This is a genomic window from Runella sp. R5_40 (genome assembly GCF_057652295.1).
This window is the reverse complement of the sequence record NZ_JBYFCH010000001.1, coordinates 334,509-351,971: the sequence shown is the minus strand read 5'-3', so window position 1 is coordinate 351,971 and position 17,463 is coordinate 334,509. Positions and strand designations below refer to the sequence as shown.

General features: G+C 44.5%; 18 protein-coding genes. 5 read left to right on the top strand and 13 right to left on the bottom strand.

Annotated features, from left to right (window positions below; translation table 11 throughout):
* Positions 1–26: 26 nt before the first annotated feature.
* From AC23N5_RS01560 to AC23N5_RS01535, 6 genes are all read right to left on the bottom strand, one after another.
* Positions 27–710, bottom strand: coding sequence for an OmpH/Skp family outer membrane protein (locus AC23N5_RS01560; RefSeq protein WP_487754238.1), 684 nt, complete (start codon positions 708–710; stop codon positions 27–29).
* A gap of 6 nt (positions 711–716) precedes the next feature.
* Positions 717–1,343 (bottom strand): OmpH/Skp family outer membrane protein, encoded by a 627-nt coding sequence (locus AC23N5_RS01555; RefSeq protein WP_122932426.1) that lies wholly within the window; start codon positions 1,341–1,343, stop codon positions 717–719.
* Between the two features lie 68 nt (positions 1,344–1,411).
* On the bottom strand, positions 1,412–4,054 hold the full coding sequence (gene bamA / locus AC23N5_RS01550; RefSeq protein WP_487754237.1) for an outer membrane protein assembly factor BamA: 2,643 nt from the start codon (positions 4,052–4,054) through the stop codon (positions 1,412–1,414).
* Between the two features lie 47 nt (positions 4,055–4,101).
* Positions 4,102–4,851 (bottom strand): undecaprenyl pyrophosphate synthase, encoded by a 750-nt coding sequence (gene uppS / locus AC23N5_RS01545; protein ID WP_183972219.1) that lies wholly within the window; start codon positions 4,849–4,851, stop codon positions 4,102–4,104.
* A 67-nt stretch (positions 4,852–4,918) separates the two neighbouring features.
* Positions 4,919–6,304 (bottom strand): MATE family efflux transporter, encoded by a 1,386-nt coding sequence (locus AC23N5_RS01540; RefSeq protein WP_487754236.1) that lies wholly within the window; start codon positions 6,302–6,304, stop codon positions 4,919–4,921.
* Between the two features lie 6 nt (positions 6,305–6,310).
* Complete coding sequence (locus AC23N5_RS01535; RefSeq protein ID WP_487754235.1) at positions 6,311–7,270, bottom strand: WD40 repeat domain-containing protein; 960 nt, start codon at positions 7,268–7,270, stop codon at positions 6,311–6,313.
* Between the two features lie 2 nt (positions 7,271–7,272).
* On the opposite strand from AC23N5_RS01535, the gene AC23N5_RS01530 reads away from it, so the two are divergent.
* Complete coding sequence (locus AC23N5_RS01530; RefSeq protein ID WP_487754234.1) at positions 7,273–7,914, top strand: 4'-phosphopantetheinyl transferase family protein; 642 nt, start codon at positions 7,273–7,275, stop codon at positions 7,912–7,914.
* A gap of 12 nt (positions 7,915–7,926) precedes the next feature.
* Here AC23N5_RS01530 and AC23N5_RS01525 read toward each other — a convergent pair whose 3' ends face one another.
* Positions 7,927–8,775, bottom strand: coding sequence for a transglutaminase-like domain-containing protein (locus AC23N5_RS01525; RefSeq protein WP_183972216.1), 849 nt, complete (start codon positions 8,773–8,775; stop codon positions 7,927–7,929).
* 93 nt (positions 8,776–8,868) lie between these two features.
* Here AC23N5_RS01525 and galE point away from each other — a divergent pair, with 93 nt between their 5' ends.
* Together galE and rfbB are read left to right on the top strand one after the other, a co-directional pair.
* Positions 8,869–9,897 carry a UDP-glucose 4-epimerase GalE gene (gene galE / locus AC23N5_RS01520; protein WP_183972215.1) on the top strand — a complete coding sequence of 343 codons (1,029 nt, stop codon included), beginning with the start codon at positions 8,869–8,871 and terminating at the stop codon, positions 9,895–9,897.
* Between the two features lie 14 nt (positions 9,898–9,911).
* A complete protein-coding gene (gene rfbB, locus AC23N5_RS01515; RefSeq protein WP_487754233.1) occupies positions 9,912–10,967 on the top strand; it encodes a dTDP-glucose 4,6-dehydratase in 1,056 nt (351 codons plus the stop codon).
* A gap of 41 nt (positions 10,968–11,008) precedes the next feature.
* Here rfbB and AC23N5_RS01510 read toward each other — a convergent pair whose 3' ends face one another.
* Entirely contained in the window at positions 11,009–11,878 is an 870-nt protein-coding gene (locus AC23N5_RS01510) for a YitT family protein (RefSeq protein ID WP_183972270.1), read from the bottom strand.
* Between the two features lie 145 nt (positions 11,879–12,023).
* Here AC23N5_RS01510 and AC23N5_RS01505 point away from each other — a divergent pair, with 145 nt between their 5' ends.
* Positions 12,024–12,608 carry a 1-acyl-sn-glycerol-3-phosphate acyltransferase gene (locus AC23N5_RS01505; protein ID WP_183972213.1) on the top strand — a complete coding sequence of 195 codons (585 nt, stop codon included), beginning with the start codon at positions 12,024–12,026 and terminating at the stop codon, positions 12,606–12,608.
* A 31-nt stretch (positions 12,609–12,639) separates the two neighbouring features.
* Here AC23N5_RS01505 and wecB read toward each other — a convergent pair whose 3' ends face one another.
* The 4 genes from wecB to AC23N5_RS01485 all read right to left on the bottom strand — a co-directional run bounded on the left by wecB (position 12,640) and on the right by AC23N5_RS01485 (position 16,179).
* Positions 12,640–13,758 carry a non-hydrolyzing UDP-N-acetylglucosamine 2-epimerase gene (gene wecB, locus AC23N5_RS01500; protein ID WP_487754232.1) on the bottom strand — a complete coding sequence of 373 codons (1,119 nt, stop codon included), beginning with the start codon at positions 13,756–13,758 and terminating at the stop codon, positions 12,640–12,642.
* Positions 13,755–14,090: an arsenate reductase gene (locus AC23N5_RS01495; protein ID WP_183972212.1), complete on the bottom strand. Its 336-nt coding sequence runs from the start codon at positions 14,088–14,090 to the stop codon at positions 13,755–13,757. Before AC23N5_RS01495 ends, wecB begins: the two co-directional genes overlap by 4 nt.
* Positions 14,091–14,156: 66 nt before the next feature.
* Entirely contained in the window at positions 14,157–15,173 is a 1,017-nt protein-coding gene (locus tag AC23N5_RS01490) for a BsuBI/PstI family type II restriction endonuclease (protein ID WP_487754231.1), read from the bottom strand.
* On the bottom strand, positions 15,157–16,179 hold the full coding sequence (locus AC23N5_RS01485) for a DNA cytosine methyltransferase (protein WP_487754230.1): 1,023 nt from the start codon (positions 16,177–16,179) through the stop codon (positions 15,157–15,159). The genes AC23N5_RS01490 and AC23N5_RS01485 overlap by 17 nt, the downstream gene beginning before the upstream one ends.
* 102 nt (positions 16,180–16,281) lie before the next feature.
* Between AC23N5_RS01485 and AC23N5_RS01480 the strand changes: the two genes are divergently transcribed.
* Positions 16,282–16,737, top strand: a complete 456-nt coding sequence (locus AC23N5_RS01480; RefSeq protein ID WP_487754229.1) for an SRPBCC family protein — start codon at positions 16,282–16,284, stop codon at positions 16,735–16,737.
* On the opposite strand, the gene AC23N5_RS01475 is transcribed toward AC23N5_RS01480, so the two are convergent.
* Positions 16,717–17,463 (bottom strand): ABC transporter ATP-binding protein, encoded by a 747-nt coding sequence (locus tag AC23N5_RS01475; RefSeq protein ID WP_028524031.1) that lies wholly within the window; start codon positions 17,461–17,463, stop codon positions 16,717–16,719. The genes AC23N5_RS01480 and AC23N5_RS01475 overlap by 21 nt on opposite strands.

Sequence of the window (17,463 nt, the reverse complement as noted above, 5' to 3'; positions counted from 1 at the left end):
CCTTTTTTGTACCAGACAGAAATGTCTTAGTTTTTCTTTGCTGGAGTTGCAGGCGTTTGAGTCGCTGGCTTGGTTGCAGGCTGCGTAGCAGGTGTAGTTGCACCACCTGTTTTTTGCTGCAATTGCTGAACAGCTGCTTCTGCTGCGGCTTTTTGTTGTTTTTCAACTTCCGCTGGGTCAACACCCAATTTTTTCAAAATCAAGTTGCTAACGTTCAATTCTTCCGAACCTGCAAACAAGATGATAGGAGTTGTGTTAGCACCTGCATCCATGTTGAAGATATACGTGTAGCCGTTTTCTTTACCAACAGCGTCGATCGCTCCTTGGATTTTCACCATCACAGGCTGAAGCAATTGTTGTTGCTTTTTCTGCAATGACTCTTGTGAAGAGCGTTGGAAATCTTGGAAGTCCGTTTGAAGGCGGTTCAATTCTTTTTCTTTATCTGCACGAATGATTTCAGACCACTTTGCAGCGTTTTGTTGATAAGCCTTGTATTTGTCTTCGAACTCTTTCGATTTCTCCTGCATCGCTTTTTCAATTTGCTGTTGCTGAATCGTAAGCTCGTTCTCAATTTTCTTATAGTCAGGTAACAACGTCATCACGTAGTCCACGTTGGTCCAACCGATTTTGTTCGTAGCCTGTTGTGCTTTGCTTTCAAAACTCACTAAAGCAATAATCGCAAGGAAGGCTACAGTCAATGTACGTTTCATTTTTATCTACTGTTTTGGTTTGGTTACTTTATTAGCTGGGGTATTTGTTGCTGGTGTTTTTGTTGTTGGCGTATTAACGCTATTAGTCGCTGGTTTAGTATTTTTTTCTTTTTCTTCGGTACCTAAACCAAGCTCTTCGATAACATAATCAGTATAGTCATGTACTGGATTGGAATAAATAATGACAAAATCGCTTGATTTGTCAAGTAGTATATCCAACCTCCGCTGACGACACACGCGTTCTACTGCTTTATAAACCTGATCAGTGATGGGTTTGATGATTTCTTTTTTCTTTTGAAACAACATCCCTTCAAATCCAAAAATTTTGTTGTTATAATCTTTGGCTTCGCGCTCTTTATCAGCGATTTCCTGCTGACGTTTGCGTTTCATTTCGTCGGTCAAAAGTACTTCTTCTGCCTGATAAAGCCGCTGCAGGCGGTCTATTTCGGTATATTTATCTTGAATTTCTTTTGCCCAACGTTCCGAAAACTTATCAAGCTCAGTTTGTGCTTTTTGGTATTCAGGCATTTTGCTCGTCACATACTCCATATCCATGTATCCCCATTTCTGGGCTGATAATGAGTAGGTTACCAAGACGAATTGCAAAATTAGTAAAAGCCCACGGGTTTTCATTGTAGATGCTTGGATTTTGTTGATGGAGTAGGCTATAATTTACCTACTCCATTCGATCTATGTCTTTTCTAACGAATTTGTTGTCCAATCGTGAAGTGGAATTGTGGCCCACTGCGTTTTGTTTGCCCAGGTAGTGGGTCAAATCCATACGCCCAGTCAATACCAATCAAACCGAAGGCTGGCATGAAAATACGCGCCCCAACCCCCGCCGAACGTTTCAAATCAAACGGGTTGTAGTCTTTGTATTTCTTTTGAGGTTGATCGGTACCCCAGTTGTTTCCTGCTTCTGCAAACACCAAACCAAAGATGGTCGCTGATGGGTTAAGCGAAAGAGGATAACGTAATTCCATCACGTACTTGCTATAGGCAACCCCTCCAAGACTACTTACACTGCTTGTGGTTGTACTGGTACTTTGCGAGGCATCAACGGTACTAAGTCGGTTGTAGATAGGTACAAGCGAGCGGTCGGTGTAGCCTCTCAAACCGATGATGTCTTGGGCTAAAGCAAACATACCATAACCCGCCAATCCCGAGCCTCCGAGTACAAAGCGTTCAAATGGACTGATGGATAAGTTTTGGTTGTATCTACCCAAGAAACCAAGGTGAGCGCGGGTACTTAATACCAGCTTGCCTGCCACGGTTTGGTACCATGTCGCATCAAACATCCACTTGTGGTACTCTACCCATTTGTACTGTGCTTCTTTTGTCGAGAAAGACGTGTTTCCAGTGATGGCAGAATAAGGTGGCGTAAAAGTGCCACTCAATGAGAACGACGACCCTCCCCGCGGGAATTGAGGGTTATCAATCGTATTCCGCGACAATGTTAAGTTCAAAGTTACGTTGTTGGAAACCCCGTTTGGATAGCCAATGCCAAACAAGTCAAGGCTGTCCATTCTATATCTTTGGTATGAAAGTGCGGTACTTAATACGAAGTAACGATCAGGTATTTTGAGGCGTTTACCAAGCGAGACAGTAACCCCTGTGTTTTTGTAAGAGCCCAAAAACTTTAAGCCGCTTGTTGAACGAGTATAAAGGTTAGAATAGTCAACCGTACGATATACCGTGTGACTCAAGTTAATTCCAAAGTTGACAGGTTTTTTACCTCCCAACCAAGGTTCTGAGAAACTAAGCGTATATGTCTGAAACTGACGACCACTTGCCTGGAAACGTACCGAAAGCTTTTGCCCGTCGCCCGATGGAAGTGGTTTCCATGCTTTGAGGTTTGTGATGTTTTTGGTAGAGAAGTTGTTGAAGACAAGTCCTAACGTACCCACAAAGCCGATGTATCCACCCCAACCACCAGAAAGCTCAATTTGGTCACTTGGCTTTTCTTCTACGGTATATTCAATATCCACTGTCCCGTCTTCTGGGTGAGGAATGGGGTTAATTCCAATTTTTTCAGCATCAAAATACCCTAGCTGAGACAACTGACGTTGGGTATTGATGATTTCCGTTTTGCTAAATTTCTGGCCTGGCAACGTAAACAACTCGCGCAATACCACGTGGTCGCTGGTCTTGGTGTTACCATTCAAAATAATCTTGTTGATGGTCGCTTGTTTTCCTTCAAAAATGCGCATTTCAAGGTCGATAGAATCCCCTTCAACGGCTTTTTCGATGGCGCGGCAGTTGTAGTACAAATAACCGTCGTCCATGTACAGCGAGCTTACGTCTTGGCCTGGGTTGGCTTCAAGGCGTTTTTGGATTTCTTCAGGGTTATAAATATCTCCTTTTTTAAGGCCAAATACCTTGCTGAGTTGTTCGGTCGTACGAAGGTAGTTGCCTTGCCAAGTAATATCACGGATGTAGTAGCGCGGCCCTTCTTCGATGTTCAACACCACATCAATGGTTTTTTCTCCTGGATTGTGAATAATGGAATCGGAGATAATGGTCGCATCACGGAACCCATTTTTGTTATAGAGTTCGATGATTTTTTCTTTGTCTTCTTCGTATTTCTTAGGAATGAATTTTGAAGGCGTAAAAAGGCGACCAAAACGCATTTGTTTTGTTCCCTTCAACTTATTGCGGAGTTTTCCTTCCAATATCTCTTGACGGCCATTAAACACAATTTGACGAATCTTCACCTTTGCGCCTTTGGTGACGAGGATTTTGAGGGTTGCATTTCCGCGAGTAGAGTCTGAAATCTGGTTGATTCTGACTTTCACGTTCATGAAGCCTTTGTCAATAAAATAGCGTTTTACGGCCAATTGGGTGTTCTTAATCATCGTGTTAGAGATGATACGCCCTTTAGGAAGCTTGATTTTATCATTAAGAGACTCTTTTTCTCCCTTCCGAATGCCGTCAAATTCGACTTTGAAAAGACGCGATTGCTCCTTAATGCGAATCTCTAACCAGATTTGTTCGCCTTCGATTTTGCGAGCTAAAATTTCGACATCTTCCAAAATCTTTTGATCCATCAATTTTTTAATGGCTCCATTGATGGCATCGCCAGGAACTTTGATTTTGTCGCCTACTCTCAATCCCGACATTGAAATCATGGAGTTAGGATCCAAAAATTGGTTGCCAGTTACAATAATTTCGGCAACGACATAGTCTTTAGGTTCCGCATAGTTGATAGCTTCGTCTTTCGGAGCAGACGTAGTCGCAGGGGTGTTTCGTCCAAGGCCCAGCTGCTGCGCATGAAGGCATACGGTGGTCACGACGAAAACACCAAAAAAGCTAACGAGACGGATAAGTTGGTTGAATTTTTTCATAGATACACTGTTCTTTCCCATTTTCTACTAACGGCAAAAGAAGGGGTTTATTTCGCTTCGGTCACAATCTGTTCACTGGTTTTACCAAAACGTCTTTCTCGTTGTTGAAACGACAAAATGGCCTCATGTAAATGCTCTCGGCGGAAGTCTGGCCAAAAGACCTCGTCGTAGAAGTAAAGCTCGGCATAAGCCAACTGCCACAGCAAGAAATTACTGATGCGGTGGTCGCCTCCTGTGCGTAGCATCAGGTCAACATCGGGGCGGGGATAGGTCGAGAGCGTTTGGTTAAGTAAGTCTTCGGTAATGTCTTCTGACTTCAACGAACCGTCTTTCACTTGCTGCGCTAAACGTTGGGTGGCTTGGATAATATCCCATTTGCCACTATATCCTAAGGCCAAAATCAGATTAAGACCTGTGTTATGCTTCGTTTTTTCTATGGCTTGCGATAGCTCTTTTTGGCAAGATTTAGGCAAACTAGCCGTGTCGCCAATGGTGTCAAGCCTGACGTTATTTTTTTGCAATGTGGGAAGCTCATCGCCGATTGTATGTACCAATAGTTCCATCAAGGCCCTTACTTCGGCTTCAGGTCGCCCCCAGTTTTCGGTCGAAAACGCATACAATGTCAGGTACTTAATGCCCAGCTCAGCGCAGCCTTCGGTGGCTTCGCGTACGGCTTTAATAGCGTTTCTGTGCCCAAACACCCGCATGGCACCGCGCTGCTTGGCCCAGCGGCCGTTGCCATCCATCACGATGGCGATATGTTGAGGAAGTCTAGTACGGTCTATCTGTTCTTTCATTCGCACTTAAAAATGGCCTGCAAAGTTAGAGGAAATTATCAGGTAATCAAAAGGATAAACCTTGAGGCTATACCTTCTTGGTTTTCCACTTTCCGCGTCTAAAAAGGAGAATCCCCACCACAGCAAGCATTGACTCGCTGAATGCAACGGAAATATACACGCCGTTGGGGCCTAAATCGAGGTATTTTGCTAAGAAATAAGCAAGGGGTATTTCGATAGCCCAAAAGCAAACCAAGTTCATGAGAGTTGGGGTCAGGGTATCGCCTGCGCCGTTGAACGACTGACTGATAACCATCCCATAAGCAAAAAATAAATACCCAAAACAAATGATTCGTAGGCAGTTGACGCCTGTGGCTACCGTGGTGGGGTCGTCGTTGAACCAGCTAATAATATTGGCCGAAAAGACAAAAAATATGACAGCAACGACGGCCAAAAACACAAAGTTGAAGAAGGCTGCTCGCCAAACCGAGGTTTCGGCGCGTTCGGGCTTGTTTGCGCCAAGGTTTTGTCCTACCAAAGTGGCGGCGGCATTGGCCATGCCCCACGAAGGTAAAATGGTAAACACAATAACGCGAATGGCGATGGTATAACCTGCCACAATTTGAGGGCCAAAGTCTGACAAAATACGGGTCAGGAATACCCAACTGGCAGAAGCAATAAGGAATTGGCCCGTACCACCCGCCGAAACACTGATAAGGTTACGAATAATGGTGAAATCAGCTTTGAGTTGTGATGAAAGTACTTTGACAACCCCATTGCCCTTGGTCAAAGCATATAACTGGTACAGAACCCCAAGACTGCGGCCTATGGTGGTGGCCATGGCTGAGCCCGCTACTCCAAATGCAGGAACAGGCCCCCAACCAAAGATAAAAAGTGGGCAAAGAAGCATATTGACGCCGTTGGCAATCCAAAGCGAGCGCATTGCTACGGCGGCATCTCCGCCTCCCCGTAAAACGCCGCTAAGGGTGTAAAGCAAAATAATAGCGGGGCTACTGGCAAAGATAATTCGGGTGAAATTGGCCCCTGAGGCGATGAGGTTTTCGCTGCCACCCATGGCGCGTAGGATGGTTTCTGCCCCAAAAAAACCACCAAGCCCAATCGTGATACCTAACACAACTGACACCAAAATAACCTGCGCTGCGGCATGGCCTGCTTCGGCGTGTTGTTTCTCTCCGATACGTCGCGACACGATGGCGGTTGCAGCTGTACTAAGGCCAATAGCCACGGAGTAAACAAGCGTTAAGACAGATTCAGTAAGTCCTACCGTCGCAACGGCGTCGGTGTTGACTTTAGATACAAAGAAAATATCGACAACCGCAAAGAGCGATTCCATGACCATTTCTAAAATCATGGGTACGGATAGTAAAAAAATGGCGCGATTGATGCTACCCGAAGTGTATTCGTGCTCTTCGCCTTTAAGGGCTTGTAAAAATAAATCAAAAAATTTACGCATGGCTGTTTAGTTGGTCTTTATGTCCCAGACCGAAATTCGACGGTCGTCGCTGGCTGAAATGAGTTGATTGTGAAAGGACGTCCAAAGGAGTTTATTGATAGATGTACCGTGACCTGCATGTCGAGCACGGTCAATCACCTTGAGAAGTCGGAAAGTGGTCGCGTCCCATAGCTTGATTGATTTGTCCATGCTACACGAGGCAAACAACCGTTGGTCGGGGCTGTAAGTAAGGTGATTGATGGCGAAAAGGTGAGCGACAATGTCTTGATGAAGTGCGTATCCATTGGTTACGTCCCAGATTTTCAAGTGCGCGTCGCGGCTTCCTGATAACAAATAACGGCCGTCGGGCGAGAAGCAAACTGAGAAAACAGAATTGCTATGGGATTCCCACGTGTGTCGTAAGTCTAGCTCGTCGATACCAAACACGCGGATGTAGTTATCGCTATAACCGATGGCTATTTCGCGGGTAAGGGCATTAATGGAGATACACCGCGCTGACTGCTGACTGGCTTTGATATGTTTACGAACGGCAAATGCTTGACGGTCCATTACGATAACAACGCCGTCTGAAAGAGCCAAAAACGCTTGGTTTTCAAAAAAAACAATGTCAAAAATAGCGGCTGTGGTCAGTTGTGCCGAAGCGACAACGCGTTTTTCGAGCGGGTCAATGACCTGAATTCCTTCGTAGTTTTGTCCTACCCACAGTTGGTTTTGGGTAGTGTCAAATGCCAAAGCATAGACAGATGCAGGCACTTGAGCTACTACATCGCCCCAGTCAGGACGGGTTAGGTCCCACTTGACAATCATGCCATCGCCACCAGCTGAATAAAAGTACTTATCTTCTGCCGAAGGTTGAAGCGCATATACGCAGTCGCGGTGACCAGAAAATGTGTCTATTTTAGTTACTTGAAGCATAAAATTCCAAACGCCCGTATTTTTGTGCAAAGTTACACCAAAAGATTGCATCTATGCCTATCGTTCGCCAGTGGACTGTTTTTGAGGAATGTTTGCTCCTGATTTGGGAGATTTTTGAGCCTATCGAAGAATTGCAAGAAGGACTTGTGGCCACTGCCGAAGAATGGGCCGAATATGAGACCATCTCGCACCCACAAAAACGATTGGAATGGATAACAGGCAGACGAGCGATGCAGTCGATTGTAGAAGCCAGTGGGCGTATTTATACAGGGATGCGGAAAGACAATTTTGGAAAACCGTTTTTGAACAATGCCGTAGCGGAAATTTCGCTTACGCACACGGCGCGGTTTGTGGTGGTGGCCTTGCACCCGTCGGTATCCCTTGGCGTGGACTTAGAACGAGTTGCGCCTAAGCTCGCCCGCGTGGCGCCCAAATTCCTTTCGGATTCAGAAACAACCCACGCGGGCGAGCAGCTAGAGCGCCTTTGCACGTACTGGTGTGCCAAAGAAGCGTTGTACAAATTGCACGGTACTCGAAATTTGAGTTTTAAGGAGGAAATTTTCGTTCACCCTTTTACCGACGGAAACGACTTTTTTACGGGCGAAATTTTTCCCATTCATACCCCACTACCACGCCAACAACACCGCCTGTACCGTTTTCGGGTGGACGATTTTTTGGGGGTGTTGGCAGTGTAATAAGCCGTTCCTTTATTCCTCAATCGGTTCCTGCAACACTGCCGACATTCGCTCAATTTCTTTTACTTTATCGCTATCGCCCGTTTTTTCAAATGCAAGCGTAAGGTTCCGAAGAACCCGACGCAAGATGTCGAGGTTAGAACAAGGCTGATAAAACGAATCGTTGGACTTGAGGTTGAGCTGCGCAATGTAATGGTCGATGTCGGAGCGCATAAACACCAAGCCTTTGTTAAAGACATTGATGTAAAACTGCACTGCGTCCTTTTTGTAAGTAAGTACAAAAAGGTTAGGTAAATTGACCCCGTAAACGGGCATATTGAGGCGTTGGGCCACAATCATGTAAATACAACACAGGGTAATGGGATTCCCCTTGCGGGACTCCAACACGATGTTGATCATCGAGTTGCTTGCCGCGTGGAAATTTTTGGTGTTTGAACCAAACTTTAGCTTTGAAAAAAAGACGTGATTCAAAGCTCGAATTTGATCAATCGGGTGCATGTCTTCTTTAAACTCAAGCCATGTTTCGTAATAAAACTGTTCGAAGTCGCTTCGGAGGCTTTCCAGCGACAAATCAGGATATTGGTAGGTAGCAATTACCCAGAGCCCTTCCAGTAAGTCAATTGCGCCGCCGTGGTGCCAAGTGGACAGGCGTTCAAGCAAGACTTCAAACTGAAGCTCGTGCACTAATTCTTCGATGCGGCGCTGAATTTTTGGATTAAAGCCCGCACCTTCCCACTCATTCTCTAAATAGGGAATGATAATCTCTCTTTGCTGTCTAATTTCTTTTTCAACCAACTGCAACACCTCTTTGTCGTCGTCGTCGAGAAGCGAAACCAGCGCTTTGATTTCTTGTTCTGTCATGGAGCAATGTCAGTGAAGTTTGCGTTAAAGAAAAACATTTTTTTTTCAGTGCCCAAATTTTATAGTTTTGTCATTCAATTTTCTACACTTTACATGAAAATATTGGTCACAGGAGGAGCTGGTTTTATTGGCTCTCATACGGTTGTTGAACTGCATCAGTCAGGTTTTGAGCCAGTTATCATTGATGACTTCAGTAACTCAGAAGAAAAAGTACTTAGCAGGCTAGAATCTATTATTGGGAAGGCTGTTGTGTCATACAGCGCCGATTGCAATGATGAGACAGCGTTGCGGCAAATATTTGCAAAAGAAAAATTCGATGGCGTGATTCATTTTGCGGCAAGTAAAGCCGTAGGAGAGTCGGTGGAAAAGCCATTGATGTATTACCAAAACAACCTAGGCTCTACGCTTGCGATGTTGAAAGTAATGCAGGAGTTTGGCGTAAAAAGCTTTGTATTTTCTTCGTCGTGCACGGTGTATGGACAACCTGACGTGCTACCTGTGACGGAAGAAACACCTCGCCAAGAAGCGGCTTCACCGTACGGAAATACCAAGCGTATTTGTGAAGATATTATTCGTGATGTGGTTATCTCAAAAACGGGTCTTAAAGCGATTTCGTTGCGCTATTTTAATCCAGTGGGTGCGCACGAATCGGCGCAAATTGGGGAGTTGCCGCGCGGTGTACCAAGCAATTTGGTGCCTTATTTGACGCAAGCTGCGGCGGGTTTACGCGAAAAATTAACGGTATTTGGGGACGATTACAACACCCCCGACGGTACTTGTATTCGTGACTTTATCCACGTGGTGGACTTGGCGAAAGCACACGTAAAAGCACTTGAGCTATTGGCCAAAACCGAAGAAGATAACTTTTATGACGTGTTCAACGTAGGAACGGGCGAAGGCGTAACGGTGCTTCGTTTGATTCAGACGTTTGAGCAAGTAAATAACATCAAGCTAAATTACGCAATCGGGCCTCGTCGTGCGGGTGACATTGAGCAAATTTACGCTCAGGTAGATAAGTCGCACAATGTGATGGGCTGGAAAGCTGAAAAAACGCTCGAAGAATCACTTCGGGATGCCTGGCGCTGGCAACAAGCGTTGGCAGCAGATAACGCAACTGTTTAACAGAAACACATTTTATGCAAACTATACTTATTACAGGCGGAGCAGGTTTTATTGGCTCACACGTAGTGCGCCGTTTTGTGACCGAATACCCAGCGTATCAGATTGTGAATCTCGATGCACTGACGTACGCGGGGAACCTCGCCAATCTTACCGACATTGAAAATGCCCCCAATTACCGTTTTGTCAAAGGCGACATTACCGATGCGGTATTTATTGATAAATTATTCAAAGACAATGATTTCACGGGGGTGATTCACTTGGCGGCGGAGTCGCACGTGGACAGGTCAATTTCTGATCCGATGGCTTTTGTGGTGACCAACGTCATCGGAACGGTCAATTTACTAAACGCGGCCCGTCAGAGTTGGAAAGGAAAAGAGGAAGGACGCCGCTTTTACCACGTTTCGACTGATGAGGTTTATGGCGAACTTCATGACCCCAACGAGTTTTTTGTGGAAACGACCAAGTACGACCCACGTTCGCCTTATTCGGCTTCAAAAGCCTCGTCTGACCACTTTGTAAGAGCGTATCAGAATACGTACAAACTTCCAGTAGTAATTTCAAACTGCTCAAACAACTACGGCCCTAATCACTTTCCAGAGAAATTGATTCCGTTGATGATCAACAATATTCGCCACCACAAACCGCTTCCAGTGTATGGAAAAGGCGAAAATGTGCGTGATTGGTTGTACGTAGAAGACCATGCACGGGCGATTGATGCTATTTTTCATCAGGGTGTCAACGGCGAAACGTATAACATTGGCGGTTGCAACGAGTGGAAAAATATTGATTTGGTGCATTTGCTGTGTACTATCATGGATCAAAAACTAGGCCGTGAAGAAGGTACATCGGCGCAATTGATTACGTACGTGACTGACCGCGCTGGCCACGATTTGAGATACGCCATTGACCCCGCAAAGTTAATGAATGAGCTAGGCTGGAAGCCGTCGGTGACGTTTGAGCAAGGGCTTGAAAAAACGGTGCAGTGGTACTTAGATAACCAAGAATGGCTCGACAATGTAACGTCGGGTAATTATCAAAAATACTACGAAGGGATGTACGAAGATCGCTAACTAAGACTGATTTAGCGAATAATTTTAAAGGGCGTTGCACATTAGTGCAATGCCCTTTCTTTTACAATCCCTCCACGGGCATCGTCAATTCCGTGTTGGACTACAAAAGCCTGCGGGTCTATTTCTGAAATGGCATCCCGTAAACGGCTGACTTCTAGGCGTGTCACGACTGAGTAGAGCACTTTAGTTTCTTGGTTTTGAAGTCCACGTTTTCCAAAACCTTTTTCACTGTTTAAGACCGTGACCCCTTTGTGGAGTTTGTCCGTAATCATTTCGCGGATGGCTTCGTGATGGTCAGAAACAATCCAGACGGCTGTATATTCTTCGATACCATGTATCAAATAATCGACAGTTTTGGAGGCGGTGAAGTAGGTTAGCATCGAATAAAGGGCAATGTCAACCCCCAAAAAGTAGGCCGCCGTGGCAAAAATGAGAATGTTCATGCCCAAAATCACATCACCAACACGAATCGTAGAATTTCGACGGCTAACAAGCAATGCCGCTACTTCTGTACCGTCCAAAACAGCACCTCCTCGCATGGCTAACCCAATACCAGCCCCAATAAAAAAACCACCAAATACGGATGTTAATAACAAGTCGGGAGTCACATCGGGGAAGTGAACAAAAGCTAGGCAAATGGATAAACCCGTAATGGCAAAGGTACTTTTGATGGCAAACGCTAAACCGATTTGACGGTAGCCCATCAAAATAAATGGTAGGTTAATGATAGGAATAAGTACAGCCAGGGGTACTTTTAAGATGGACGAAAGAAGCATAGAAATGCCCGTGACACCGCCATCAATAAAGTGGCTCGAAAGTAAAAAACCTTTCAGGCCAAGTCCCGCGCTAAAAATACCTGCTGTAATTAAAATAGCATCTTTTAGTAAAGAACGTTTGGTAATTCCTTGCATATTCATCGAAATAGAAAAGAGTGGTTCATTACTTATTGTAACGCATAAAATACAATATCGTTTCCTTTTTTCAAAAAAGTGAAGAAATGTTGCTGAAAACGCAAGTGGTCGTTACATTTGAGAAAAACCTAACCTTTTACACTTCATGAATTGGCTTTTTGGACTACTTTATCGGCTAGTTGGCTGGCGTACAATAGGACATGCACCCACCGAACTAAAAAAAGGGATATGGCTTGTAAGCCCGCATTGGTACAATTCGGATTTTTTTGTAGGTGTAGGCGTGAGGGCGTACATAAATCTTAAAATTGGCTACCTCGGAAAAAGCGCGTTGTTTAAGTGGTATTCTGGCTGGCTATTTCGCGGGCTTGGGGGGTACCCTGTAGATCGGACAAAAAACAATAACTTGGTGGAGGCGGTAGCGGCTACGTTTCAAGAAAACGAAACAATTCACATTGCCATTGCTCCCGAAGGAACACGCAGCAATGTGTCAAAACTAAAAACGGGCTTTTATTACATGGCCCTAAAAGCCAAAGTCCCCATTATTTTGGTAGGGTTTGATTATCCACGAAAAGCAGTGGTTTTTGGCGATGTTATTTATCCCACGGGCGATTTTGTGAAGGACATGAAGCCCATCTATGATTTTTTTCTCACAATTCAAGGTCCTAAAAAAGAATGGTTGGTCAACTACGCCCAAACAGGAGAAATTCCTTTGCCCAAAGAAGGGCGTTAGCCGTGCCGTAGGTTTGTGTCGTCGGTTACTCCTAATCGACAATGCTCGCTAGAAAATCAATAATTCGTTGACTCGCAAAACCATCACCGTAGGGGTTGTTGGCTTCTGACATTGCTTGATAGACAGACGCTTGTGTCCAAAGCTCAGTAACGGCTTGGGTGATGGTTGCGCGATTGGCTCCCACGAGTCGAACGGTTCCCGCTTCGACGGCCTCAGGGCGCTCGGTGGTGTCGCGCATGACCAGCACGGGTTTGCCCAAACTCGGAGCTTCTTCTTGTACACCACCTGAATCGGTCAGGATGACCCAACTTTTTTTCATCGCATACACAAAATCGGCGTAATCCATCGGGGCAGGTAAGTGTACATTGGGCAAGTCCCCTAAGCGTTCATAGACAGGCCGTTGAACATTAGGGTTGAGATGAACAGGATAGACAATTTCTAAGCTCGGATGCTGCTGGGCAAGTTCACGTAAAGCGTCACAAATTTGAATAAAACCTTCGCCAAAGTTTTCGCGACGATGCCCTGTAACCAATAAAATCTTGCGATTGGTAGAAAAAAGCTGCTTCAAGTCCTCTGATACCCGTTCCGAAAACCCTTCCACTTGTTTGCTTACGTGCAGGAGTGCGTCTATGACGGTATTTCCTGTTTTGATAATCACGTTTGGGGCAACACCTTCACGTACCAAAGCTTCTACATTGCGGTTGGTAGGGGCAAAATAATAGTTGGCGAGGCGGTCGGTGATGAGTCGATTGGCTTCTTCAGGAAAAGGCGATTGCAAGTTTCCTGTGCGTAGTCCTGCCTCAACGTGGCCTATTTTAATGCCAGCGTAAAAAGCCGCCAACGACGTAGCCATGCAAGTAGTGGTATCGCCGTGTACGAGCACGAGGTCGGGGCGATACGACTGGAAAAGGGTACGTAATCCCGTGAGGATTCGACACGTGATGTCGGTCAAATCCTGCCCCGCTTGCATGATGTTGAGGTCAAAGTCAGGCGTTAGCTCAAACAATTCGAGCACTTGGTCGAGCATGTGGCGATGCTGACCCGTTACGCATAATTTATGCTCAAAATGCGGGTGGTGGCGGAGCTGACGAACCAGCATGGCCATTTTGATGGCCTCGGGGCGGGTGCCAAAAACAGTAAGGATTCTCATAATCCTTCGGGTTTCCAACCAATTTTTACGATTTTTCCGCTGTTTTCAATCACGGGACGTTTAATCAACGAAGGTTTTTCGAGCATCAATTCAAGGGCACTTTGCGAATCGACAATAGCTGCTTTTTGCTCGTCAGAAAGAGCTTTAAAGGTAGTCCCTGCTTTATTTACCAACGTTGTCCAATCGGTTTGAGAGAGCCAATTTTCAATCGTTTCGCGCGAAACTCCTTGCTTTTTATAATCATGGAATAAGAATTCCATTTGGTTGGATTTGAGCCAATTGAGCGTTTTTTTGATGGTGTCGCAGTTAGAAATACCGTAAACAGTAAGCATAGTGTAAGTAATGGTCGAAAACTTTTGTTATGTATCTAATTCAATAGGAGCTACAACGCTGTTGAATTACTCTTTATGATAAGGGCCGAGAAATTTGTCCCCGTTAAAATGGACTAAATGGTCTGGGTTATCAGCAATCCAAACTTCTGTTTCCCACGCGATTTCGGTCATAAACTGCCTAAATTTTTGTCGAGAATTGAAAGCAGTGATATAAACGATGCTTGCGGTGCAATTTTGGGTTAGTTTTTGAAGTTGTAGAAGTCGAATTTCAGAAATAGGTCCAGAAGAATGGACAGCTTCAATCAGGTAAAGCCAATTCTTCTTCTTTGAGTAAGCAATGATATCGGGAAGTTCTTCGTGAGAAATTTCAAAGAAACTTAGCGCTGCTAACTTCTCTTTGTCAAGAAAAAGGTATTTGTCAGTGGTATCACCAACATACAGAACTTCTGCCCCAAAACCATATCTTGGAAGGAATTCTTCGATAATTGCTTTTTGTAATGTATTGTGTTCGCCTGTAGAAAACACAAGCTGCTTTCCAGAAGGAAGCAAAACTTCGACTTTTGAAATATTTCTTTCTCGCTTTAACTTTTGGGATAAAGTATCATTATTTTTTAATTGATTGGTTACAATTTCTCCCCATGTTTCTTTTCCAAAATCTCGTAGGAGCTGGGCGTAAATCGGGTTCAGTGCGTACCCCCGAGTTGAATCATTTGTCGCTGAATTTGGGCTTGACTGAACGACAATTCCAGCAATTGTAAGCAATTTTAAGTCATTTCTTCGGATATTATCATACGAGCCAGGGCTAATTGTTTCGTTAAAATGCTGGTTGAGATACTGAATGATGTCTCTCGTTTTAAGCGAAAATCCAATTGTTAAATCTTTGGCTTTAGGTATATCTCCTTGCGTTTTGATGTCGCCAGTGGCTAAAAAAGCAAGAGCCATTCGTTCAAGCCTTCTAGCTGAGCCTTCAATGGGAATTCCAAAAGTTTCGAGAATATATAATGCTACATTGATGAGTTCTTGAATTGCTTTTGGCTTTTCGTTGAATGTTTTTGAAGTAGAAGAATTAATATACTGCTTCATTCTCAAATAATTTTAGTTGCCCAAACTCAATAATAGGAGCTTCGTTCGCTGATTTTATTGTGAGGTGCTTTTTAATATGTTTGGCTAAATGGAAGGCGAAGTTAGGAGCTACTGCATTACCTATTTGATTAAATTGATGCGTTTCTGTTCCTTGAAATTCAAACCAATCAGGAAAACTTTGTAATCGCGAAGCTTCCTTGACGGTTAATCTTCTTCTTCGACCATCTTTTAATCTAACCCTGTGCATGTCTCCTGTGGCCCCAGCAAGGTTTCTACAAGTGAGTGTACGGGCAGGTTTATCTAAATACAGGTCTCTAGGATTGATACATTTGGAAGCTTTCTCATAATTTGCAACGTACTTATCCATTGATTCGGTGAAAAATTTGGATTTTTCGTCAAACTCAAATGCAAGTGTTCCCAATGCCTCACCTGCTGTAATGGTTCTCCGAATGGGTGGAGGAAGTTTGATGTTGGTTTTAGCGCCAATGACAATCACTCGTTCTCTATTTTGAGGGACTTCGTAATGTACCGCGTTCAAAAGGGCGTAGTCGATGTAATAGCCAAGCCGCTCAAGTTCATTAATGACTTCCTTTAAATACCATTGGTTTTTATACAACATCCCACGGACATTTTCAAACATAAGAACTTCAGGCGCTAGTTGGCGAATGGCAGAGAGGAAAATGGGAAAACCGTCTCTGGCATCTTTTAAACCAAGTTGTTTTCCTCCAACACTGAAAGGCTGACAAGGAGGGCCGCCAATAACAATATCTGCCTTTGGATAAATTGATTCAGGGGTAAGTTTTTCAGTGAAACATTCTCCTAGAAGATTTTTATTGTAAGTACTTGATGCGTTTGCGTCCATTTCGAAGCCAATGGTTTTAAAACCATTCGCTTCAAACCCAAGAGACAAGCCGCCACAACCTGCAAAAAGGTCAACTACCGTTTTGTTTAAATCTGTATCAATCCAAGGTTGAAGCTTGTTATCTATCTCTTTCCAGTATTCCATTGGGTAAAATTACAAAATTTTTCCTAGCCGCAAGGGTTGGTGATACTTTGGTAAAACTACTAAAACTCGAAAACTTTTTGCAGAGCAGGAAGTTTATACTGCATGAAATTACGTATTCAAACGCATGTAAGTCAGCCTTACCAAGTGGTTTGGCAAGGGTTTAATGAGGAACTGTTTCGCAAGCTTAGTCCGCCGTTTCCTCCCGTGCGGGTCGTGCGGTTTGATGGTTGCCTAGCGGGCGATATGGTGGTATTAGAACTAAATTTTCTCCTTTTTAAACAGCAATGGATTAGTCGGATTACGGAACAACAGTCGTCCGAATCAGAGATTTATTTTGTTGATGAGGGAACAAAACTGCCTTTTTTCTTACGTTTTTGGCGGCATCGCCACCGAATCATCCGTGAAAAAGCAGGCGGTACAATCATTGCGGACGAAATCGAGTTTAAAACACCTCTTTGGGTAACCGACTATTTGATGTATCCGTTATTGTGGGCGCAGTTTGCCTACCGAAAACCCATTTATAAGAAAGCGTTTGCGTTATCTTCCCATCTCTCGTAGGCGCTTGCTGGCAAAGACAAACTCGTTGAGCTCTTTAACATCGGCTTGGAGAATGGTGTTGTTGTCGCCTTCCCAAAGTTTATAGCCTTTGTAAAGAAACATTACTTTCTCCCCAATTTCGAGCACTGAGTTCATATCGTGCGTAATGACGACGGTGGTGATGTTGTATTCGTCCGTAATTTCCTTGATTAACTCGTCGATTTTAATCGAAGTAAGTGGGTCGAGGCCCGAGTTGGGTTCGTCGCAAAACAAATACTTGGGGTTCATTACAATCGCCCGAGCAATACCGACGCGTTTTTTCATCCCCCCACTAATTTCAGAAGGCATCCGATTGACAGCATGGTCAAGCCCTACCCGCGTGAGACAAACCATGACACGGTCGTTTTTTTCGCTCTCGCTCATGTCGGTGAGCATATCGAGTGGAAATCGTACGTTTTGTGCTACTGTTTTAGAATCAAACAGTGCCCCGCCCTGAAACAAAACCCCCATTTCGCGGCGAACTTGCTTTCGTACTTCTTCGTCGCTGTTCCAAAAATCGCGGTCATTGTAGAGTACTTGGCCGTTGTCGGGGCGAATAAGGCCAATCAAGCATTTGAGCAAAACGCTTTTTCCCGTCCCACTACCGCCAATGATAAGGCTGGTGTCGCCAGGCTTAAATGTGCCTGAGACACCTCCCAATACCATTCGTCCTTCAAACGATTTTTGTATATCAATAAACTGAATCAT